This is a genomic window from Pseudomonas reactans, from assembly GCF_013387025.1.
In the GTDB taxonomy this organism is placed as follows: domain Bacteria; phylum Pseudomonadota; class Gammaproteobacteria; order Pseudomonadales; family Pseudomonadaceae; genus Aquipseudomonas; species Aquipseudomonas reactans.
In genome coordinates, this window is sequence record NZ_JACAQP010000011.1 from 98,243 (window position 1) to 119,277 (window position 21,035).

At 60.0% G+C, this 21,035-nt stretch carries 18 protein-coding genes, 1 tRNA gene and 1 pseudogene; 4 read left to right on the plus strand and 16 right to left on the minus strand.

Annotation, left to right across the window (positions count from 1 at the left end):
- Nucleotides 1-11: 11 nt before the first annotated feature.
- From HX793_RS14415 to HX793_RS14430, 4 genes are read right to left on the minus strand one after another with little or no spacing between them, the layout of a single operon-like run.
- Nucleotides 12-953, minus strand: coding sequence for a D-2-hydroxyacid dehydrogenase (locus HX793_RS14415; protein WP_177095656.1), 942 nt, complete (start codon nucleotides 951-953; stop codon nucleotides 12-14).
- Nucleotides 950-1,333, minus strand: a complete 384-nt coding sequence (locus tag HX793_RS14420; protein ID WP_177095654.1) for a VOC family protein — start codon at nucleotides 1,331-1,333, stop codon at nucleotides 950-952. Before HX793_RS14420 ends, HX793_RS14415 begins: the two co-directional genes overlap by 4 nt.
- Entirely contained in the window at nucleotides 1,326-2,276 is a 951-nt protein-coding gene (locus HX793_RS14425) for a hydroxymethylglutaryl-CoA lyase (RefSeq protein WP_177095652.1), read from the minus strand. The genes HX793_RS14420 and HX793_RS14425 overlap by 8 nt, the downstream gene beginning before the upstream one ends.
- A gap of 16 nt (nucleotides 2,277-2,292) precedes the next feature.
- Nucleotides 2,293-3,483, minus strand: coding sequence for a CaiB/BaiF CoA transferase family protein (locus HX793_RS14430; RefSeq protein WP_016979696.1), 1,191 nt, complete (start codon nucleotides 3,481-3,483; stop codon nucleotides 2,293-2,295).
- A 112-nt stretch (nucleotides 3,484-3,595) separates the two neighbouring features.
- Between HX793_RS14430 and HX793_RS14435 the strand changes: the two genes are divergently transcribed.
- Together HX793_RS14435 and HX793_RS14440 are read left to right on the plus strand one after the other, a co-directional pair.
- Complete coding sequence (locus tag HX793_RS14435; RefSeq protein ID WP_177052818.1) at nucleotides 3,596-4,498, plus strand: LysR family transcriptional regulator; 903 nt, start codon at nucleotides 3,596-3,598, stop codon at nucleotides 4,496-4,498.
- 86 nt (nucleotides 4,499-4,584) lie between these two features.
- The gene (locus tag HX793_RS14440) at nucleotides 4,585-7,785 is read left to right on the plus strand and encodes a DEAD/DEAH box helicase (RefSeq protein WP_177095650.1); all 3,201 of its coding nucleotides are present in this window, start codon (nucleotides 4,585-4,587) and stop codon (nucleotides 7,783-7,785) included.
- Between the two features lie 50 nt (nucleotides 7,786-7,835).
- Here the strand turns inward: HX793_RS14440 and HX793_RS14445 are convergent.
- The 9 genes and pseudogenes from HX793_RS14445 to HX793_RS14485 all read right to left on the minus strand — a co-directional run.
- Nucleotides 7,836-8,015 (minus strand): annotated as a pseudogene (locus HX793_RS14445) (aldehyde dehydrogenase family protein); the annotation flags it as partial.
- A gap of 554 nt (nucleotides 8,016-8,569) precedes the next feature.
- Nucleotides 8,570-10,732 (minus strand): helix-hairpin-helix domain-containing protein, encoded by a 2,163-nt coding sequence (locus HX793_RS14450; RefSeq protein WP_177052820.1) that lies wholly within the window; start codon nucleotides 10,730-10,732, stop codon nucleotides 8,570-8,572.
- Nucleotides 10,723-11,514: a PP2C family serine/threonine-protein phosphatase gene (locus HX793_RS14455; RefSeq protein WP_306790380.1), complete on the minus strand. Its 792-nt coding sequence runs from the start codon at nucleotides 11,512-11,514 to the stop codon at nucleotides 10,723-10,725. Before HX793_RS14455 ends, HX793_RS14450 begins: the two co-directional genes overlap by 10 nt.
- A complete protein-coding gene (locus HX793_RS14460; RefSeq protein ID WP_177052822.1) occupies nucleotides 11,471-12,148 on the minus strand; it encodes a vWA domain-containing protein in 678 nt (225 codons plus the stop codon). Before HX793_RS14460 ends, HX793_RS14455 begins: the two co-directional genes overlap by 44 nt.
- Before the next feature lie 242 nt (nucleotides 12,149-12,390).
- A tRNA-Gly gene (locus HX793_RS14465) sits at nucleotides 12,391-12,466 on the minus strand.
- Nucleotides 12,467-12,526: 60 nt separating this feature from the next.
- Nucleotides 12,527-13,087: a CDP-diacylglycerol--glycerol-3-phosphate 3-phosphatidyltransferase gene (gene pgsA, locus HX793_RS14470; protein WP_003232771.1), complete on the minus strand. Its 561-nt coding sequence runs from the start codon at nucleotides 13,085-13,087 to the stop codon at nucleotides 12,527-12,529.
- Nucleotides 13,088-13,119: 32 nt separating this feature from the next.
- Nucleotides 13,120-14,943 carry an excinuclease ABC subunit UvrC gene (gene uvrC, locus HX793_RS14475; protein WP_177095649.1) on the minus strand — a complete coding sequence of 608 codons (1,824 nt, stop codon included), beginning with the start codon at nucleotides 14,941-14,943 and terminating at the stop codon, nucleotides 13,120-13,122.
- A 1-nt stretch (nucleotide 14,944) separates the two neighbouring features.
- Nucleotides 14,945-15,586 (minus strand): response regulator transcription factor GacA, encoded by a 642-nt coding sequence (gene gacA, locus HX793_RS14480; protein WP_016977368.1) that lies wholly within the window; start codon nucleotides 15,584-15,586, stop codon nucleotides 14,945-14,947.
- A gap of 151 nt (nucleotides 15,587-15,737) precedes the next feature.
- Nucleotides 15,738-16,103 carry a helix-turn-helix domain-containing protein gene (locus HX793_RS14485; protein WP_016977369.1) on the minus strand — a complete coding sequence of 122 codons (366 nt, stop codon included), beginning with the start codon at nucleotides 16,101-16,103 and terminating at the stop codon, nucleotides 15,738-15,740.
- Nucleotides 16,104-16,185: 82 nt separating this feature from the next.
- Here HX793_RS14485 and HX793_RS14490 point away from each other — a divergent pair, with 82 nt between their 5' ends.
- Nucleotides 16,186-16,425, plus strand: coding sequence for a DNA-binding protein (locus tag HX793_RS14490; RefSeq protein ID WP_038851376.1), 240 nt, complete (start codon nucleotides 16,186-16,188; stop codon nucleotides 16,423-16,425).
- Between the two features lie 35 nt (nucleotides 16,426-16,460).
- On the opposite strand, the gene HX793_RS14495 is transcribed toward HX793_RS14490, so the two are convergent.
- Nucleotides 16,461-16,892: a GNAT family N-acetyltransferase gene (locus tag HX793_RS14495; RefSeq protein WP_177095647.1), complete on the minus strand. Its 432-nt coding sequence runs from the start codon at nucleotides 16,890-16,892 to the stop codon at nucleotides 16,461-16,463.
- A 610-nt stretch (nucleotides 16,893-17,502) separates the two neighbouring features.
- On the opposite strand from HX793_RS14495, the gene HX793_RS14500 reads away from it, so the two are divergent.
- Nucleotides 17,503-18,582 carry a 3-deoxy-7-phosphoheptulonate synthase gene (locus HX793_RS14500; RefSeq protein WP_177095645.1) on the plus strand — a complete coding sequence of 360 codons (1,080 nt, stop codon included), beginning with the start codon at nucleotides 17,503-17,505 and terminating at the stop codon, nucleotides 18,580-18,582.
- 122 nt (nucleotides 18,583-18,704) lie between these two features.
- On the opposite strand, the gene HX793_RS14505 is transcribed toward HX793_RS14500, so the two are convergent.
- Nucleotides 18,705-19,406, minus strand: coding sequence for an NAD(P)H-dependent oxidoreductase (locus tag HX793_RS14505; protein WP_177095643.1), 702 nt, complete (start codon nucleotides 19,404-19,406; stop codon nucleotides 18,705-18,707).
- 9 nt (nucleotides 19,407-19,415) lie between these two features.
- The gene (locus HX793_RS14510; RefSeq protein WP_177095641.1) at nucleotides 19,416-21,035 is read right to left on the minus strand and encodes an ABC transporter ATP-binding protein; all 1,620 of its coding nucleotides are present in this window, start codon (nucleotides 21,033-21,035) and stop codon (nucleotides 19,416-19,418) included.

Consider the following 21,035-nt stretch of genomic DNA (forward strand, 5'->3'; position numbering starts at 1 on the left):
TCGCTGGGGTTTCAGGTCACCACGTTGATCGGTTTGTTGGCGGCGAATGCCTCGATGTTGGCCAGCAGCACCGCCTTGAGGCGCGCGACACTGCTTTGGCTGGCCCAGGCAACGTGGGGCGTGATCAGCAAATTGGGGTGATCAGCGTGCAACAACGGGTGGTCAGCTTGCGGCGGTTCCACGTGCAGCACATCCAGTGCAGCGCCGCCCAATTGGCCGCTGGCGAGACCGGCGAGGACGGCGTTTTCGTCCACCAATGCACCGCGTGCGGTATTGATCAGCAAGGCGCCGGGTTTCATCCGCGCGATTTCGGCGGTGCCGATCAGGTAACGGGTCTGGGGCGTAAGAGGGCAATGCAGAGTCAGCGCGTCAGCCTTGGCCAACACTTCCTCGAACGCCACGTAGCCCGCCCTCACCTGCTGCGCGCCACGGTGTTCGGCAAACAGCACGGTAATGTCCAAGGCCTTGGCCAGGCGCGCGACACGGCTGCCAATATCGCCGCGACCGACGATGCCCAGGGTCGAGCCTTGCAGGTCCTGGATCGGCGCGCCGTGCACACAAAAATGCGAAGACTGTGGCCACAGACGCGCCGAGGCAGCGCGGTACGCCATCAAGTGACGACGCAGCGCAAACAGCGAACCGATCACCGACTCGGCCACGCTGACGGCGCTGTAGGCCGGCACGTTGCACACCGTCACGCCTTGATCACGGCAGGCGGCGAGATCCACGCAGTCGTAGCCGGTCGCTGCCACGCAGATCAGCTTCAGGCGCGGCAATTGCTCCAGAGTGGCGCGGTCCAGGCGCACCTTGTTGGTGATCGCCACGTCGGCGTCGGCCAGGGCTTCGATTACGTGATCGGGGCGGGTGTGCTCACGCGCGGTCCAGTGGCTGGCGTGGGCAGGACGCGCCAATGGAGACGGCAGGCTCGCGCCGTCGATAAACACGATATTCATGCCGGCACCTGCTCGGAAATCTCGATGAGGTTCAGGTCGGGGTCGCGCACATACACCGAGCGAATCGGCCCGGTTGCACCGGTACGCAGCACGGGGCCTTCGATGATCGGCCAGGTTTCAGCCTTCAAATGGGCGATCACTGCTTCCAGGGAGATGCTGGCGATAAAGCACAGGTCCAGGGCGCCAGGCACTGGCAGATGGGCCTTGGGTTCGAACTCATACCCACGCTCATGCACATTGATTTTCTGGTTGCCAAAACGGAAGGCGACGCGGCCGTTGCCAAAGGTCTCCAGGCGCATGCCCATGACGCGGGTGTAGAAGTCTTTGCAGGCGGTGAGGTCAATCGTCGTGAGGACCAAATGGTCGAGATGATCAATCATGATGGGCTACCTGTTGGGTCAGGGTGTGGACGTGTTCGGGAATGGGGTGCAAGTCCAGGCGTTTGCCGGCCTTGAGGATCTGGCTGGGCGTGGCGTGGCCGATCAGGCCGGGTAAGCGGGCAGATGCGGCCAGTACGCGGTCCAGCTGCAGGCCGGTGTCATAGCCCATCAGGTCGAGCATGTGCACCAGGTCTTCCATGCACACGTTGCCGCTGGCGCCGGGGGCATAGGGGCAACCACCGAGGCCGCCCAGCGAAGCGTCGAAACGGTCGATCCCGGCCTGCAACGCCGCCAGGGTATTGGCCAGGGCCATGCCACGGGTGTTGTGGAAATGCAGGGTCAGTTGCAGCTCGGGAAAGCGCTCGCGCACCTGCCGCGACAGCGCTTCCACCTGTGTGGGATAGGCCATGCCGGTGGTGTCGCACAGCGTGACGCCGCGCACGCCGAGTTCGGCAAAACGCCCGACCCATCCCAACACATCGTCCGCCGCCACATCGCCCTGCATCGGGCAGCCAAACACTGTGGACAACGACACATTGACCGCCACCGGCCCACGCCCAATCACGCCCACTACCTCCCTCAACTGGGCAAATGATTGCTCACGCGTCATGCGCAGGTTTGAGCGGTTATGCGGCTCGCTTACCGACATCACCAGGTTGGCCTCGTCGATGCCACAACCCAGCGCCCGTTCGGCACCGCGCACGTTGGGCACCAGCACCGTGTACTCCACGCCCTTTTGACGATGGATCCCGGCCATCACGGCCTCCGCATCGCGCAACGCGGGAATGGCCTTGGGTGAGGTAAACGAGGTCACTTCGATCTTCGCGTAGCCGCACTGGCTCAGTTGGTCGATCAAGGCGATTTTCTGTTCGGTGTCGATAAAAGTCTTTTCGTTCTGGAAGCCGTCACGGGTCGCGACTTCCTGCAGGTACAGGCGTTTCATAGAGCTACTCCTTGATTCAGATCAGGCCGCGAGCGCGCCAGGCTTCGCGGGTCGGCGCGTCGATACCGATGCCGTCGAGCACCGCATCGGTGTGTTGCCCAAGCGTGGGTGCGCGTGAGTGCACGCGGCCGGGGGTTGCCGTCAACTTGGGCACGATGCCGGGCAAGGTGACGGCGGTGCCGTCGTCCAACTGGCTGGCAAGCAGCATGTCGCGGGCCTGGTAATGGGGGTCGGCGGCGATGTCGGCGGCGTCGTAGATCTTGCCGGAGGGGATGTTGGCGTCCTTCAGCGCGGCCAGCACCGCATCGAGGTTTCTCTCGGCCGTCCAGGCGGAAATCGCCGCATCGATGCGCGCCACATGGCGCACGCGGCCGTCGTTCTGCGCCAGTTCTGGATCGTCGGCAAGGTCCAGACGTTCGATCTTTTCCATCAGGCGCCGGTAGATGCTGTCGCCATTACCCGCGATCAAGGCGTACTTTCCATCCTTGCAACGGTAGGCATTGGTCGGCGCGATGCCTGGCAGGCTGCTGCCGGCCGGTTCGCGCACGCTGCCGAACACCGAATACTCGGGAATCAGGCTTTCCATCATGTTGAAAACCGACTCGTACAAGGCCACATCCACCTGCTGGCCAGCACCGCGATTCTGCTCGCGATGGCGCAAGGCAAGCAGCACACCGATCACGCCGTGCAGCGCGGAAAGCGAGTCGCCTATCGACACCCCTACCCGCACCGGCGTACGGCCCGGCTCGCCGGAGAGATGGCGCAGGCCGCCCATGGCCTCCCCGATCACTCCAAAGCCTGGCAAGTCGCGATAAGGTCCGGTCTGGCCGTAGCCGGAGACCCGCAACATCACGAGGCCAGGGTTGATCGATGACAGCTCATCCCAGCCAAGGCCCCACTTCTCCAGGGTTCCAGGGCGGAAATTCTCGATCAGGATGTCGGCGTCCTTGACCAGCCGCTTGACCACCTCACGCGCTTCGACCTGGCGCAGGTCGAGGGTGACGGACTGCTTGTTACGCGACTGTGCAGCCCACCACACCGACGTCCCGTCGTGCAGCAAGCGCCATTTACGCAGGGGATCGCCGGTGATGGGGGGTTCGATCTTGATCACTTCGGCGCCGAACTCGGCGAGGATCTTGGCGGCGAAAGGCCCGGCAATCAGTTGGCCCATTTCGACCACCTTGATGCCTTCCAGGGGTAGGCTCATGACGTTGTCCGTTCTTGTTGGAGGTGATGGTCGGATAATCCCCCCAAAAACAGGCCGTGAGAATGTCAAAGATTTCCACTACTCTTTCCTGATTGGAAACACAGAGGTGGAAATGATCAACCTACTGCAACTGGACCTGGCCTCCCTGCGCCTGCTGGTGCTGGCCGCCAAAACAGAAAATCTCACCCAGGCGGCCAACAGCGCGCATATGACCGTTTCCGCCGCAAGCAAACGGCTGGCCGAACTCGAACGCGTCACCCACTGCACCCTGTTCACCCGCGTGCCCCGGGGCCTGCAACTGACCCCGGCCGGACGTGGCCTGGCCGAGCATGCGCGCACGCTGCTCGACGTCGCCCAGCAAATGGCCCATGACGCCAACGACTATGCCAAGGGGGTTCGTGGCCATGTGCGCTTGTTTGCCAACACCTCGGCGGTGATCCAGTTCCTGCCAGCGGACCTGGCGAATTTCCTGGCCGCCAACCCGCATGTGCGCATCGAGCTGGAAGAAGCGCTCAGCGACCGCACCATTCACGCGGTAGAAAACGGCGAAGCCGAGATCGGCATCTTTGCCGACAACGTGCCCGCTCCCGGCTTGCACATGCAGCCCTATCGACGTGACCGGCTGGTGGTGCTGGTGCCGCAAAACCATCCGTTGGCACAGCGTTCAAGCGTGATGCTGGCCGACACCCTGGACTTTGACTACGTCGGCTTGAACCAGGGCAGCTCGCTGCTGCGCCGCATCAACGATGCCGCCGCCAGCACCGGCAAGCGCCTAAAGGTGCGTATCCAGGTCAGCAGTTTTGATGGGATTTGCCGGATGATCGAAGCGGGACTGGGGATCGGCATACTGCCGCTGGGCTCGGTGCATCCTGAGTTGCTGGCGTCCAAACTACGGGCGATACCGCTTGAGGGAGAATGGGCGTCACGGACCTTGTATGTCGGCGTGGCGGATGCGACGCGCCTGTCGCCGGAGGCGGCGAACCTATTCAACTATTTGAATAGCCTTGAAGGCTGACCGGTCACGGGTTGCTGCACTCAACGTCTTTCATGCCTGATATCCTCCCTGCAGGAACCCAAGCCAGAGTGCTTTCAAGGACGTAGATGACTTCGCAAAACATCGTGCGCTATTGGCATGCCGTCGAACTGCTGCAACCCCAGGCCGTCCCCAAGCTGAAAAAACGCGACAACGACTATCAGCCTTACTTCCAGGACATCCCCTGCTCGGCCCAGATCCTGCCATGGATGCCGGCCAGTGCGCTGAGCCGTCAGCGTCTGCCGGCGAAACGCACCTGGAGCCACACGCTGTACGCCCACCTGTATGACAACCTGGACGTCTCCCGTGAACTGGAGCGGCTCTTCGGAGCAGACCAAGGCTACAAGGAACCGCAACGGCGAATGTCCGCCTTGTTCGCCCTGAAGTTCAACGAGCTGGGCATGATGGTGGTCGACAGCCTGGTATTGTCGAGTGAGGCGTGGTTTGTCGGTTGCGCGATCAATGGCCATAACTGGACACGCGGTTTTGATGACGCCCAGGACGCCTTGCGCGAACAGGCCAAGAGCCTGCTCGGTGGCGTGGTACTGGCCGCCGACCTCGAGCGCATGACTGCGCTCGTGCGCAAGGCCCTTGGCGTGGATGAGCTGTTCGGTGACAAGCCTCGCACCCATCGTTTCCGCTCGGCCCCGATTAATCCGGACAAGCCTGAACAAGAGGACGATCCACTCAACAGCTTCCTGCTCGGCGACCTGGCCGACGTCGCCGATGCCCTGGCCTGCGGCCAGACCAGCGCACCACTGGCACATTACCTGAGCCAGCACGACGCCAACCAACGGCTGCACCTGGATAAACCGAATGCCGACCTGGTGCTGATCGATCGCCTCGCCCCCTCTCGCTACGCCTCCGGCTGTTGGCCGGCCGAACGCCACTTGGGGCTGGTGCACTCGCAGCAGTTGGCGGTCAATAGCTTGCTTTTGAACCTTGGCAATACCCCCGGCTTGATGGGCGTCAATGGCCCTCCCGGCACTGGCAAGACCACCTTGTTGCGCGACCTCATCGCCGCAGTGGTGACACAACGGGCGGATGTCCTCGCGTCACTGAACAAGGCTTCAGACGCTTTTCTGCAAAATGGCCGCGAGTCGGCCAATGATGGCGGGCGCGAGCGTTTGGCGTTTCAGCTGAACCCCCGGCTGCTCGGCTTTGAGATGGTGGTAGCTTCGTCCAACAATGGCGCGGTGGAAAACGTCACGCTCGAATTGCCCCAGCGCGACAAGATCGATCCATCGTGGCTGCCCGATGCCGAATATTTCAGTGAGCTGGGCGAGTTGACCAGCGGCAGGCCCGCATGGGCGCTGATCTCCGCCGCCTTGGGTAGCAAGTCCAATCGTACGCGGTTCGTCGACCGCTTTTTCTATGGCAACGGTGACCCCTCGCCAGACCGCGCCGATCAACAAGAGGTACCGGCCCCCAAGGGCATGCGCGAATGGCTCAACGAGCACGCGCAGCAGATGAAGCCGCTTTCGCCCGCCGAAAAGGCCACCCTCTGGCGTGCCGCCGTCAAGCAGTACCAGGATGCCAAAGACGCAGAGCACGCCCTGCGCGATCAGGTCAGCGACGTCCTCGCACGGGTTCAGGCAGTGATCGATGCCAAGGCGCGGATCAAGCAGAAGGAGCAGGAACGCCAGGCCCGATTGGTCCAACGACGCGACCTCGATAGCGAGCAAACCAAGCTCGACCGCCAGCAACTCACACCCGCCCGTGAGCACCTGCAAGGTGCCCTCCAGGCTCTGGAAGCGCACCTGGGAAAAAAACCTGGCCTGCTCGCCAACTTGTTGAGCCTTTGGGGCGCACATCGCACCTGGACCGCGCAGCAACGTTTACGCGTAGGTTCTCACGACCTGGCGAAGGATGCCTTCGACAGCCTTCAACGCCAATTGCAGCGACTGACTGCCCAACTGGACCAAATCAAACGCCAGTTGGTCACTGACGAACAGGCTATTCACGATGCCATCCGTCACGCAACGTTACAGATCGATAAAGCCCGCAGCATTGCCCAGGGCGGCCAAGCCGACCATCTGCTGATCTGGCTTGAACAAGGTCAGCTCGGCAGGGGCAGCGACATCGAGTTGCGGGAGCCCTGGATCGTCGAAGGATGGCGCCAGGCGCGGGCAAAGGTATTTATCGAAGCGCTCAAACTGCACCGCACGTTCTTTCAGATCGAAGCTTCGCGCCTGGGCTACAACCTGGCGTTCATCACCAGCTTGTTGACCGGTAGCCGATACCGCGGCGTGTCTCAGGCGGTGGTGCGTTCGGCCTGGGCCTCGTTGTTCATGTGTGTGCCGGTGCTCAGTAGTACCTTCGCCTCGTTCGCACGGTCCTTTGGCAGCTTGGGCTGCGGCGAAATTGGCTGGTTACTGGTGGACGAAGCCGGTCAGGCGACCCCGCAGGCCGCTGTGGGCGCACTGTGGCGAGCACGCCGCGCGGTGCTGGTTGGCGACCCACTGCAACTGGAACCTATCGTGACGGTCTCCGACGCCGTGCTCGAACACATGCGCACCCGCTACCAGGTCGATGCCCATTGGTTGCCCAACCGCCAGTCGGCCCAGACCCTGGCTGACCATGCCACACCCTGGGGGCGCATGGCTGGCCCCCAAGGCCAGAAATGCTGGGTCGGCCTGCCGCTGGTAGTGCATCGCCGCTGCGACAAGCCGATGTTCGACCTGGCCAACCTCATCGCTTACGACGGCGCCATGGTCTACGGTACTGTTGCGCCGTCCGCCACTAAGGAAACGCCCGCCCGCCTGGCCACGGGCTGGATACACGCGAGCGGCCCGTCTTCAGGCAACTGGGTCGATAACGAAGGGCATGCGCTGGATCGCCTGCTGGCCCTGCTCGAAGCCGATGGTGTGCCGCCGGACAATATCGCGGTCATCACCCCTTTCCAGGACGTGCGTAACCAACTCAAGGTCCGACAGCTCGGCCAGCGGGTACACGGCACTATCCACACCATGCAAGGCAAGGAAGCCGCCGTGGTTATCCTGGTGCTGGGCGGCAACAGCGAAAATGCGGGCGCGCGCAACTGGGCCGTTTCACAGCCCAATTTGCTCAATGTCGCCGCGACCCGCGCCAAGCGGCGCTTGTACGTCATCGGCGACCGTGCGGATTGGAAGCAGCGCCGCCTGTTCTGCGATGTCATGGACCTGCTGCCCGCCCACCCCATTGGGGTTACGGGGGCTCCCGGCCTATTCAACAGCGACGGACTCGCGCAGTTCGAGGCAAGCCGAGGGGGTGATGGCGCTGGTTTCTAGCAGGGTGCGGCGGCTGTCGATGCTCGCACCACAAATTGCCACCCTGAAAATCAGCGCAATTGGAACCAGGTGGTTTTCAGTTGCGTGTACTTGTCGAAAGGATGCAGTGACAGGTCGCAGCCAAAGCCGGACTATTTGCCGCCACCGAAGGGTACCGACACGTCCAGGGCGTCGACGGTGTGGACCGACACCGTACCGACGTTCAGGGCGCGGGCCACACGGTGGATGCGCGCGGTATGCTCCGCGTCGACGATCGCACCTGCATCAACTCAACCTCAACGGTCGGGTGATCTGCGACTTCGAACGCGATCATCTGCACGACGAAGTCCTGCGCAGCCAAGGCAGCCTGCTCACCACAACGTACGTGCCTCCTACACGGGGGCAAAAATCTAAAAACCACGACGCCTATATCGTTAAAACGTGTGGTTCAGGATGGATTCGGTAAATCACGCGCAAACAAAAACGCCGATCATTTCTGATCGGCGTTTTTGTTGAATATGGAGCGGGAAACGAGACTCGCATCTAGCGTCCGCCCCATTGAAATCTAAGGGGTTTCTTTTATTCCTGAAGCAGGAATGGACTTGATTCTGGAATTATTTTCGGGGTGTATCAAGAGTCAAAAAGGGTTCGCCCCAGATATGGCGACCCCTCACATTTCAAGGTGGCACGATCCATTCATGGCCTCTCAGCAGCCTTCAGCCAATCACTGACACCTGTAACTCCAAGCGACAGCAACCCATCTTGCACCGCCACTACCTGCTCATCGCCCCTCCCCACAACCGCTTCAATTTCGAGTCCCATTGCAAGCCGGATACCGGGAGCATCCCCAGAACTGACGTCCCGCTCGTTTTCCCTTACGAGCTGTCCGACGCACCATCGAGGCACCACAACTTGGACAAACCCCAGCCCCTGAATAATATGTTGGACTAGGCGATGACGAGACCCTGACCGCTTGAAGCGGCGCTTGTCTTGGCATCTCAATGGAGACGACCGCAGCAGGTGGTACAGCGATGCTCATGGCAACGCAATCCCGTTGCGCCTTTGCCCGCTCAGCAAGAGCCTGCACAAGAGATGGATCTGGCGTAGATTTAGCGGATATACATCGAGGGACCGCAGCTTGCAAAGCCGCGAGGCCCGACCGAAGTTTGTTCTGCAGATCAATCTGTTTAGTCGCGGATGCGGAGCGCACTGCATTCTCAGCTTGGATATCAGACGGGTCTGGCGAGGCGTTGTAGCGAAACTTGGCCTCGTGACTCTGGCGCCACACAAGCATTTTGCCAGTCAGCGCTTCACCGAATCCAGGTACCGCCCGAACTGCCGAAGCCGTGATGTCAGCAGCTGTCTCGATACCAAAGGACGCCAGTGTGGCAGTTTTAGCAGGCCCTATGCCTGGTATTGTCGCGCGCCTGATCAGAAACCGATCCAAGAAGTCTGTTCTCTGACGAGCCTCTCGTGTTGACTTCAGCTTCGTCAGCGCCTGTACAAGATCTCCCTCCACCTGCCGATATCGGGCAACGCAATCATCCAGGTCGGCACGCAGGACAAATATTTCCTTGAGGCCGATGCGCTGCAGGTATGCCTGCGATGCCAAACGCACTAGATTGTCCGCATCCTTATAGGCATTTAGAAATGGTGTTGAGTCCACCTTGGCCTTAGTGAATATTCCGAAAAAGCCGTAGATTACGAAGCATCCCCACAGAAGCGCTAAGAACGGTGCATTGGCAAAGCCGATGATTGCCACCAGCATGGCAAGACCACCGAAGAAAACTTGGTTAGAACTTTTGCTCTTCGCCCGAGTAAGTGTCGTACTGGGCGGACCGGTATCGCCGCTCCAAGTGGGAAGGACTTCCTCCGGCCGTGGGAGCCGCACCGCTTGGATGGCCGCCCATATACGCTCCAGATCGAAAGGACCTGCCGTCGGGATATTCCCCACGACAAGCCCCAACGGAAACATTTCGACGCCTGACTGACTGGCGAGCCGACACCAAAGGCAACTTCCTGCCGCGCCAGGAAAGTAGTGGGTCGGCACATTCGCACATTGACGCAGGGTGGTTTCAAGTCCCTGAAGCAAACTCACCCAGGCCGCGGGATCCGGACGAGAAACGGCCGCTAGACCGAACGCAGCCTCAAATGCTGCGGCGATCTGCGGAGGGAAGTCCCCCAGCAGAACCGAGCCCGGCGGCGGTGTGGTGCGTGTTTCGTCACGTCGCGCAACTGAAAAGGCGAAGCGGTTCTGTGCAATCGACTGACCCAGGCTAAGATCCGCCCCACTAAAACGGCCGGCATAGGGATGCTTGCCCATGATCAACAATTGGAAGGTGGCGACTGCAAGACCAAAGTTGTCATGCGCTTGAGTGCGCTTGACGTTACTAAGGCTGACACCATGGAGTTCCGGAGGCGTGAAGTCCTCGGTGCCGACCACACAAGGGTAGGACTGCCCGTTCAAACTGAACTGAAAACTGTCGGCATCAATCAGTGCAACAGTCGCGTCTTGCGCTACCAGAACCCCAGAATGATTGAGGTCACCGATAATACATCCCGCTTGATGCACCGTCGCGACAGCACGGGCGACGTTTTGCGCCACACGAACCAGAAACCGGTAGTCCGCTTTGGGAAAATGAATTTTGCGCGACTTGGGGCTGTATAGCTCATGGAGTGGTCGATATCCCGCAACCAGCCGCATAGAAAAGCCAGCAAAGTTTCCCGATGAGTCAGTGACCACTTCAGACGGGAAGGCGACTAGAGTGGTCGCGTCCGCCAATCGGCCCTCGACCATCGCTCGGACCTTACTCTCGCGGGATCGCCTAAGCTCCGTTTTGTAGATCTTGACTGCTCGATCTGCACGTCCCACTAGGGCGTAAACGTCTCCCTCACCGCCCTTGCCGAGCCGCTTATCGAGTTGTTCATTCTTACCGGCGATCCTAACCGGCGAGGTGTTCATTGGCATGAGATAAGGATGAGAGTTTTGTCGTCATCCGTGCGCTCGCAGAGCGCTGGACTGTCCAGGTAGCGCGCGAGCGCGCCCGACAATTCGACGAGGCGCCCCTCTCCTTCAACCTGATCGACCGGTTTAATCATCGGATCAAAGAACCGAGCAAAAGGCCGTTGCGTTGCCTGCTCCAAAGCGACTGACTCTAATCCGTCGGAAAACAAAGCAAAGGCGTCATATTCGAGATCTAGATGGAACGTATGCAGACGAACCTCTGGGTCGTCCGTGACGAAATAGGTCGTCGATGCGAACTCTCCGTTCTCCGGCCAGCACAATGCTTCCCAAACCCCATCTTTACGAGCCACCAACGCACTGTCGCCAATCTGCAAGGCCAAGACACGATTCTTGAATACCACCAGCATGACCAGCGTCGCGGCGAACTGCCGCCGTGTCACCCCGCGCCGCGCCGCGGCCTCGGAGAGTCGATCTCGCACTTGGTCAATCCAGCACAGAATCACTTCGCCGTCTGGCAAGTCGTCGTGATGTTCAAACCATGTGCGGAAATCGGCCATCAGACTACGGCAGAGCAAGGAAGCGCCTTGTCCGCCATAACTAGCGCTACCCGCGCCGTCGGAAACAACCGCGCAAAATGTATGCGGGCTGATCCGCATAACGTTGTAGGCATCCTGCTTTCGCGTGCCCATTCGCACATGAGACGTACCAACGCACGATGCAGCCGCCCAACGCCAGCGTGGACTATCCAGCAACGGCCCACCCCTCTGGAGCGGTCGGATTGACAAGAGGAACAGCGTCGCCAGGATTGGACTGCGATACGGCACTTAGCGAGCTGGACAGCCAAGCGAATAGTTCCCGAAATGCGAGACCCTTTAACTTCAGTGGCTGACGGGTGCCAATCTGGGAAAGAGTCGACATGTCTGCGCCTGCAACGCCCACGGAGTAAAACATGAACTCCTTACGTTCCTCACCTTCATGGACGCGTCGACGCGCTTCCTGCCAATCGTCAGTCGGAGCACCGTCGGTAATTAGAAATACCCACGGACGGTAGTACTTAACGCCATTGGCTCGGTAGCGGTCCTTACGTTCGCGCAACAGATCCAGCACTCGCACGACGGCTTCACCCATTGGCGTGACGCCACTGGCTTCTAGTACCTCAGGGAAAAAGCCATCGACTGTCGTGAACTCGGTGCGCACGTTGACAGGACCAAAGGTCACCACTGCCAACTCCACGCGCTTTGCTGCCATCGCGTCAGCGTGTAGATCCTCTTTGAAGAATTGCAGAGCATCATTTAACTGTTGAATCGGTGCGCCGCTCATAGAACCAGAAGTGTCCAACAAAAGAATGCAGGGACACCGTTGCTCCGGATTCTCAGCGAACTCTGCGTCCGCAAAGGGTTGTTGCTCGAAATCGTTCATCTTGCTCCCTTCTATCCTTTTTCCATAACGATGCTACGTAATGGCACGATACCAGTACGGATCATGAACGCACAAATTTCCTCAGTGCTGGCTCCCAACCCTCTTCTCAAAATCGAGCAAGCAAGAACGGTCTGTTGCGCTTAGCGGAATGATAGAAGGTGCTGAAGCCTGTGCTTCCAGTACTAAACATAAATTTCAGGCACAAAAAAAAGCCACTCATTGAGTGGCTTTTTTCTGAATCTTGGAGCGGGAAACGAGACTCGAACTCGCGACCCCGACCTTGGCAAGGTCGTGCTCTACCAACTGAGCTATTCCCGCTTGGTGATGCGCATTCTATAGAAATCTCAGAACCCGTCAACCTCTTGATTCAAAAAAGTTTTATTTCTTTTCGACGGTGGTGCGCAAATGAGGCCAGGCAGCGCGCAGATATTGGAGCATGGACCACAGCGTCAGGCCAGCCGCAATCAGCAGCAAGGCATAGCCAGTCAGGACCCAGAACGAGAAGTCCGACGGGTTGGCCAGCAGGATCACCAATGCAAGCATTTGCGCAGCGGTTTTCCATTTGCCCATGTTGGACACGGCCACGTGAGCGCGGGCGCCGATTTCGGCCATCCATTCGCGCAGGGCCGAGACGACGATCTCGCGGCCGATGATCACGGCGGCCGGCAGGGTCAGCCACAGGTTGCCGTGTTCCTGTACCAGCAGCACCAAGGCGACAGCCACCATGAGCTTGTCGGCCACCGGGTCGAGGAACGCGCCGAACGGCGTGCTCTGTTCCAGGCGGCGGGCCAGGTAGCCGTCGAGCCAGTCGGTGGCGGCCGCAAAGGCGAACACTGAACTGGAGGCTGCATAGCTCCATTCGTACGGCAAATAGAACAACAGAATGAAAATCGGAATAAGCAGGACGCGTAGAACGGTGATCAGATTAGGGATATTCATCGGCACAACTGGCTACGAGGTGGAAAGGCATTCTATTCGCTGTGCAGATTCGCATAAATCAACTCAGCGAGCTTTTTACTGATACCGGGTGCTTTAGCTATTTCGTCAATGCTGGCACGGGATAGCTCTTGCAAGCCACCAAAATGTTTAAGCAAGTCGCGTCGCCGTGTCGGCCCGACCCCCGCCACCCCTTCCAGGGTTGAGGTTCGCCGGGTTTTGCCGCGACGGGCGCGGTGACCGGTAATGGCGAAACGGTGGGCTTCGTCACGGATCTGTTGGATCAGGTGCAGCGCAGGAGAATCGCCCTTCAAGGTGAACTCATGGGCGGCGTCATTCAAGTACAACGTTTCGAAACCGGCCTTGCGCGTGGCGCCCTTGGCTACGCCGAGGAGGATCAGGTCGGGCACCGCCAACTCGTTGAGCACGTCGCGGGCCATGGACAGCTGGCCCTTGCCGCCGTCCACCAGCAGGATGTCTGGCAACTTGCCCTCGCCGTCCTTCAGCTTGCTGAAGCGTCGCGTCAGGGCCTGGTGCATGGCGGCATAGTCATCGCCGGCGGTGACGCCTTCGATGTTATAGCGCCGATAATCGGATTTGATCGGCCCTTCCGGTCCGAATACCACACAGGACGCCACGGTGGCCTCACCGCTGGAATGGCTGATGTCATAGCACTCCAGGCGCTGCGGCGGCTCGTCCAGGTTGAGGACTTCAGCCAGGGCGTCGAAGCGTGCGGCGACATGCTGTCGATTGGCCAGGCGTGCACCCAGGGCCTGTTCGGCATTGGTCACGGCCAGTTGTTGCCAACGGGCGCGGGTGCCGCGTACACGGTGGCTGATGTCCAGCTCGCGGCCACGCAGTTCGTGGATTGCCTCGATCAGCGTGGGAAAGTCCTCATGCACCACATTGACGATCAGCTCCGACGGCAGGTCGCGCTCGGGACTGCTGACGTAGTACTGGCCAAGGAAGGCGGCCATGACTTCGGCCACGTCCTCGTCAATACCGGTCTGCGGGAAAAAGTTCTTGCTGCCTAGCACCCGGCCGCCACGCACGCTGATCAGGTGCACACAAGCGCCACCTGGATTGACGAAGGCCGCGATCACGTCCACGTCGCCGGTGCCGCCTTCCATGCTTTGCTGATCCTGCACACGGCGCAGCAGCGAGATCTGGTCGCGCAGTTCAGCAGCCTTTTCAAAATCCAGGGTGCTGGCGGCCTGCTCCATCGCGCCGGAGAGTTCATCGGTGAGGGCGTTGCTGCGCCCTTCGAGGAACATCACCGAATGGCGAACATCTTCGGCGTACTCCTGCGGTTCGACCAGGCCCACACAGGGTGCCTTGCAACGTTTGATCTGGTATTGCAGGCACGGTCGGGTGCGGTTCTTGTAGAAGCTGTCTTCGCACTGGCGCACAAAAAACGTCTTTTGCAGCAGGCTAAGGCTTTCACGGATCGCGCCAGCGCTAGGGTACGGCCCGAAATACTTGCCCTTCTGCTTCTTCGCACCCCGGTGAATACTCAGGCGTGGGAAGTTGCCGTCGGATAAAAACACGTAGGGGTAGGATTTATCGTCGCGCAGCAGGATGTTATAGGGCGGCCGCCACTCCTTGATCAGCGTCTGCTCAAGCAGCAGCGCTTCGGTTTCATTGGCGGTGATGGTGGTTTCAACCTGGGCGATACGCGCCACCAGTGCAGCGGTTTTCGGCGCGAAACCGGTCTTGCGAAAGTAGCTCGCCAGGCGGTTCTTCAGGTTCTTGGCTTTGCCGACATACAGCAGGCGCGCCTCGCTGTCGAACATGCGGTACACGCCTGGGCGGCCGCTGCAGGTCGAGAGAAAGGCACTGGGATCAAACGGTGTGCTCATGTCAGGCGCTGGCGTCCACCATGCCGTGGCGCACCGCGAGCAGGGTCAATTCAACATCACTGCTGATGGCGAGCTTCTCGAAAATGCGATAGCGGTAGGTGTTGACGGTCTTGGGCGACAGGCACAGTTTGTCAGAGATGCTCTGCACCTTTTGGCAACCGACGATCATCAAGGCGATCTGGATTTCCCGCTCAGACAGCGCATCGAACGGTGAGTCGCTGACGGGCTGGAAGGACTTGATCGCCAATTGCTGGGCAATCTGCGGGCTGATGTAGCGCTGGCCGGCAAAGACCAGGCGAATGGCTTGCACCATTTCCGCCAGGCCTGCACCTTTGGTCAGGTAACCGGCTGCGCCCGCCTGCAAGAGGCGAGTCGGGAACGGATCTTCTTCGCACACTGTCACCACCACGACCTTGATGTCCGGATGGCTGCGCAATAATTTGGTCGTGGCGCCTAGACCGCCGATACCGGGCATCTTGACGTCCATCAACACCACATCGGGTTTCAACTCTCGAGCCTTGATCAGGGACTCTTCCCCGGACTCGGCCTGGCCGACTACTTGCAGGCCATCGATGTCAGCCAGCATTCGTGTAATGCCTGTACGAACGAGATCATGGTCATCGACTACTAGCACCCTAATCAAGCAGACACCTCGCGATATGGTCTTATAGGTTGCTGAACACCTTAGCAAAAAACCAAGGCGCAGACCTAGCTGCAAGCGTCATATATATAGTGTTTGAACGCACAGCAGCCGCCCACCGAGGGGTGGACGGCTCTATTTTCTGGGCAGCGGGTCAGGAATCCTGGGGCTGCGGCTTGGTTTTTCCATTCAGCGAACTGGAATGTTCGGCCAAGGTCGACGTCAGTCGGCGGATCGCATCCTGGTCTTCCTTGAACATGGCGCGGTAATCGCCCAACACTTGCTCTTCGATGTGGCTCAGGTTCTCCAATTGGATCGGTGTTGCCGTACCAGTCAATACGTACAACACATCCACACCTCTTTCAGCGACACGGGATAAATAGTCCGCTTTAGGCGCACGCCCTCCACTTTCATATTTACCTTGGGCGTTGGCCTCAACGCCGCCGATTTCACCAAACACTTTTTGCGACAGGCCAAGTCGCTCTCTTTCTTGCCTCAAACGCGAACCGATTCCACTCATTTGGATGTATGATCCTAGTTGGCACACCCCAAGAGGTGACACACTCATCTCTTTGTTAAACGAACTTGAACGGTTTTGAACTATGCCCGGAATCCGTACTGCTGCACAAGCCAAGGCCTGGCTGGAACACCAAGGAAAGTCAGTCCAAGCGTTCGCCCGCGAACATGGCGTTGATCCGGCAACCACCTATCAAGTGCTCGCTGGGCGCAAAAAGGGACGGCGTGGAGAGGCCCATAAGGTAGCGGTCCTTCTGGGCATGAAAGAAGGGATCATCCTTGCTGAGGCTGATGGCCAAAACAACGATCAGGAAGTCGTCTCCTGAAGCCAGTATGCGCTTATTAGGATTGGCTGCATGCTTTAGCTGAAGGGGCAGGCACGCTCCATACGCCAGAAGCAATCCTCCTCACCGACAATGCTAAAGCCCATGCGCTGATAGAGCCGCCTGGCCGGATTGGTCTTGAACACGGTCAAGCGCAACAAGCCCAGGGCCTGCGCCTTGAGTGCCATTTTCCCCAACACCCAGCTGCCCGCGCCAAGTCTGCGGCATGTCTCGAGCATATGCAGCTCACGAATATAGAGCGCGCGGCTGTCGCGACTCAGACTGATAAAGCCCAGCACCGCATCATCGCTGCAGATCAGCCAGTTTTCACGGCCGGCCCAGGCGACGTCAAAGCCATCGTTGGACCAGATCAGCCCGTATTGCAGGTAGTAATGGCTCATGGCCTCAAAGGTCAAGGTTCGTGCGAACGGCAGATCCAGCTCCGTGGCTGCGCGTAAGTGAAACGCCATGTGTCCGTGTCCATTCCAATTAGGGTATGCACAGCATATCGACAGTCCCCCATAGCCGTAAGCATCCCACGAGCATAGAAATTTCTGATTGAAACTACTCGCACGCGTCGAGTAAGCTCTGCCCATCATTTGGAGAAACACCATGTTGCAACTCACCCACCCTCAGGTCTGCCCTGCTGCCAGCGCCCCGCGCTCGGTATCGGCTACCCGTGTGAACGGTTCGAGCGCACTGGTCAGCTTTTATTTTGGGTATTGGTTTAGCCACTGGCGCGCCTGATACCTGAAATCGGCGCCCACTACTCAAGGGGTCGCCTACCAGAGAAATCTAACCCCCGGTCGGCTCCCCGACCGGGGGTTTTGTTTTTTCAACCTCTTAATTTTTTTGAAGAACACTTAAAGGACACACGACATGAACTACGCCACCTATTACCGCTACGACACCTCCACCGCATGGCGATTTAGCCAGCTCCGCTCGGGACAGCCTGCCGCCTCCGATCGGTCACCTCTTGGTGGCAAGCCAACACACGTAGCCAATACGGCCAATTGTCGAACACCCCAGTAGGGCAGAGCGCGCGGGAACAGCCCGCCGCTTGCCCAGGAAGCCTTGAATATGAACTCTGCCACCGCCGCTCTGCCGATCTCTGCACTGACCAGCGCCAACGAAGCCCTGACCCAGCGCCTGCCCAGCTCCCTTGAGCTCAAGCATCAACTGCCCCTCAGCCCGTTCCTCAACGAACAAGTCCACGCCCATCGCCAAGCCGTGCGCGCCATTCTTAATGGCGAAGATTCCCGTTTACTGGTGATTGTCGGCCCGTGCTCGATCCACGATCCGGAATCGGCCATGGAATACGCACGCAATCTCAAGAAACTCGCACTTGAAGTCAGCGACCAGATGCTGCTGGTGATCCGCGCCTACGTCGAAAAACCGCGCACCACCATCGGCTGGAAAGGCCTGGCCTACGATCCGCACCTGGACGGCAGTGATGACATGGCCGCCGGCCTCACCCTGTCCCGCGAACTGATGCGCGAAATGCTGCGCCTGGGCCTGCCGGTCGCCACTGAGCTGCTGCAACCCATGGCCGCCGGCTACTTCGATGACCTGCTCAGTTGGGTCGCGATTGGCGCGCGTACCACCGAATCGCAGATCCACCGCGAAATGGCCAGCGGCCTGGGCATGCCCGTAGGCTTCAAGAACGGCACCGACGGCGGCGTCGCGATTGCCTGTGACGCGATGCGCTCGGCGTCCCACCCGCACCGTCACTTCGGCGTCGACAGCCAGGGCCACCCGGCGATCATCCAGACCCCGGGCAACCCCGACACGCACCTGGTACTGCGCGGCGGGCACCGTGGGCCGAACTACGACGCGCAAAGCGTGGCGCAGGTGAAACACGATCTGGCCAAGTCCAAGGTAGCGGCGCGCATCATGGTCGATTGCAGCCACGCCAACAGCGGCAAGGACCCGCTGCGTCAACCGGCGGTGTTCAACGAGGTGCTGGAACAGCGGTTGCAGGGCGACACCTCGCTGATCGGCATGATGCTCGAAAGCCACCTGTTCGAAGGCTGCCAGCCGTTGAGTGCGTCGATGAAGTACGGTGTGTCCGTCACCGACGGTTGTCTGGGCTGGAATGGCACTGAACAGCTGCTGCGCAGTGCGGCCAAGCGTTTGCGCCAACAACCCAAAACCAACTGACTGGTCGAGATCGAAATGTGGGAGCTGGCTTGCCTGCGATGGCGGCGTGTCAGGCTACAAATCTGTAGCTGATGTACCGTTATCGCAGGCAAGCCAGCTCCCACATTTGATCAGTGTTAGGCTCAAGACAGGGGATACAGCGCCTCATCAAACTGCTCAAGTTTCGGGAACGCCAAGGGCTGCTCGTCCGCCAGCCCTTGCAGCCGTTGATCATAGGCCACCAGGAAATCCCGCCGTGCCTCATCGCTGATGTACGGCACATGCCAGGCCACAAACGGTGGCATCACGTCATACCCCACATACGCCAGCGTGCCGCGCAGAATTGGCCGCAACATGTCCTCCAGCGGTCCATGAATCGCGCCCTCACCGAACATATGCTCGCGCCCGCCCAGGGTCACCGTGACCATCGCGCGCTTGCCCGCCAGGCCGCCCTGATCGTAAAAGCGCTTGCCGCCGTAACACACGCCCGACACCAGCACCCGGTCAATCCAGCCCTTGAGCATGGCCGGTGCGGAGAACCAGAAGATCGGAAAGTTGAGGATCAGCAGATCTGCCCACAACAGCTTGTCCAACTCGCCCTGGATATCCGCGGCGATCGACTGCTTCTTCACTCCCAGACGCTGCTCCAGCGCATACACCAGATACTCGGGATTTTCCCGCGATGAAAAGTCCGCCGACGACGCCACGGGGTTCCACTGCATGGCGTACAAATCGCTGACTTTCACCTCATGCCCCTGGCCTTCCAGCGTGGCCACCGCCTGATCGCGCAAGGCCGCAGTGAATGACTGTGGCTCAGGGTGCGCGTGAACAATCAAAACCTTCATACAAACTCCTCAAACGGTATGCGCCGCCCGTTGGGCCAGCAAATGATCGAGCCAGTCGGGGTCCATCTCGGGCTCCGATGAAAACAGCAGGCCGGTGTAGTCCTGGTACGGCGGGGTGAAAATCGCGCTGCGACTGCCCTGGTCCACTACCCTGCCCTGCTGCATCACCACCACTTCGTCGGCGATGGCGCGCACGGTGGCGACGTCATGGGTAATAAACAGGTAGCCCACGCCCAGTTGCTGCTGGATGCGGTTGAGCAACTTCAGCACGCCCTCGGCCACCAGTTGATCCAGGGCCGATGTGACTTCGTCGCAGATAATCAGTTGCGGATCGGCCGCCAAGGCGCGGGCGATGCAGATGCGCTGCTTCTGGCCGCCGGACAATTCCCTTGGCTGGCGCTCCATGAACACCGCCGGGTCCAGTTCGATCATCTCCAGCAACTCGGCAACGCGGGCGCGCATCGCCCTGCCCTTCAGGCCCAGGTAAAACGTCAGCGGGCGGCCGATGATATCGACGATGCGCTGACGCGGGTTCAGCGCGGTGTCGGGGATCTGGTAGATCATCTGGATGCGGCGCAATTGCTCCTTGGTTCGTCGCCGAAAATCCACCGGCAACGCTTCGCCGTCGTACAGCACCTGCCCCGCCGTGGCCGGCAACAACCCAGTAATCAGCCGCGCCGTGGAGCTCTTGCCGCTGCCCGACTCGCCGATCACCGCCAGGGTCTGGCCGCGATAGAGCTTCATCGACACGTCATGCAGCACCGGTTGATGACCGTAACTGGCGCTCACTTGGCGCACCTCCAACAGCGGTCGCTCCTGCGTCGGGCAAGCCTTGGGTTCGGTGCGAAAACTGCGCACCGCCCACAGGGATTTGGTGTAGTCCTGCTGCGGCTGGGCGAGCATGCTGCGCGTGTCTGCCTCTTCCACCAGCTTGCCGTGGCGCAACACCATGATGCGGTCAGCCATCTGCGCCACCACTGCCAGGTCATGGCTGATGTACAACGCGGCGCTGCCGTAGGTTTTCACCGCATCGCGGATCGCCGCCAGCACTTCGATCTGGGTGGTCACGTCGAGGGCGGTGGTGGGTTCGTCGAAGATGATCAGGTCCGGGTGGCAGGCCATGGCCATTGCAGTCATGACCCGCTGCAACTGCCCACCGGAGACTTGATGGGGATACCGTTGGCCGATGGTTTCCGGGCTGGGCAGGCGCAACACACGGTACAGTTCCACCGCCTCACGCTCGGCCTGGGCGCGATCAATGCCACCGTTGATCACCGCCGTCTCCACATGCTGGTCGATCAGGCGATGCGCCGGGTTGAACGACGCCGCCGCGCTCTGCGCCACATAGGCAATACGCAGGCCGCGTAATTTGCGCAGCGCCTCGGGCCTGGCCTGCAATAACTGGATACCGTCAAAACACACCGAACCACCGGTGATGCGGCAACCGTCCCGTGCATACCCCATCGCCGCCAGCCCCAGGGTGGATTTACCCGCCCCCGACTCGCCAATCAAACCCAGTACCTCGCCGCGCTGCAAGGTCAGGTCAATGCCCTTGATCAGCGGGTGCCAGGCGTCTTCGTAATGCCCTTCGATCTGCAGGTTGCGGATTTCCAGCAATGGCTTGTCCAT

What these genes read in the sequence shown, in the direction of transcription:
- HX793_RS14415 (WP_177095656.1), bottom strand. Translation starts at nt 953, where the DNA reads ATGAATATCGTGTTTATCGACGGCGCGAGCCTGCCGTCTCCATTGGCG.
- HX793_RS14420 (WP_177095654.1), bottom strand. Translation starts at nt 1,333, where the DNA reads ATGATTGATCATCTCGACCATTTGGTCCTCACGACGATTGACCTCACC.
- HX793_RS14425 (WP_177095652.1), bottom strand. Translation starts at nt 2,276, where the DNA reads ATGAAACGCCTGTACCTGCAGGAAGTCGCGACCCGTGACGGCTTCCAG.
- HX793_RS14430 (WP_016979696.1), bottom strand. Translation starts at nt 3,483, where the DNA reads ATGAGCCTACCCCTGGAAGGCATCAAGGTGGTCGAAATGGGCCAACTG.
- HX793_RS14435 (WP_177052818.1), top strand. Translation starts at nt 3,596, where the DNA reads ATGATCAACCTACTGCAACTGGACCTGGCCTCCCTGCGCCTGCTGGTG.
- HX793_RS14440 (WP_177095650.1), top strand. Translation starts at nt 4,585, where the DNA reads ATGACTTCGCAAAACATCGTGCGCTATTGGCATGCCGTCGAACTGCTG.
- HX793_RS14450 (WP_177052820.1), bottom strand. Translation starts at nt 10,732, where the DNA reads ATGCCAATGAACACCTCGCCGGTTAGGATCGCCGGTAAGAATGAACAA.
- HX793_RS14460 (WP_177052822.1), bottom strand. Translation starts at nt 12,148, where the DNA reads ATGAACGATTTCGAGCAACAACCCTTTGCGGACGCAGAGTTCGCTGAG.
- pgsA (WP_003232771.1), bottom strand. Translation starts at nt 13,087, where the DNA reads ATGAATATCCCTAATCTGATCACCGTTCTACGCGTCCTGCTTATTCCG.
- uvrC (WP_177095649.1), bottom strand. Translation starts at nt 14,943, where the DNA reads ATGAGCACACCGTTTGATCCCAGTGCCTTTCTCTCGACCTGCAGCGGC.
- HX793_RS14485 (WP_016977369.1), bottom strand. Translation starts at nt 16,103, where the DNA reads ATGAGTGGAATCGGTTCGCGTTTGAGGCAAGAAAGAGAGCGACTTGGC.
- HX793_RS14490 (WP_038851376.1), top strand. Translation starts at nt 16,186, where the DNA reads ATGCCCGGAATCCGTACTGCTGCACAAGCCAAGGCCTGGCTGGAACAC.
- HX793_RS14495 (WP_177095647.1), bottom strand. Translation starts at nt 16,892, where the DNA reads ATGGCGTTTCACTTACGCGCAGCCACGGAGCTGGATCTGCCGTTCGCA.
- HX793_RS14500 (WP_177095645.1), top strand. Translation starts at nt 17,503, where the DNA reads ATGAACTCTGCCACCGCCGCTCTGCCGATCTCTGCACTGACCAGCGCC.
- HX793_RS14505 (WP_177095643.1), bottom strand. Translation starts at nt 19,406, where the DNA reads ATGAAGGTTTTGATTGTTCACGCGCACCCTGAGCCACAGTCATTCACT.
- HX793_RS14510 (WP_177095641.1), bottom strand. Translation starts at nt 21,035, where the DNA reads ATGGACAAGCCATTGCTGGAAATCCGCAACCTGCAGATCGAAGGGCAT.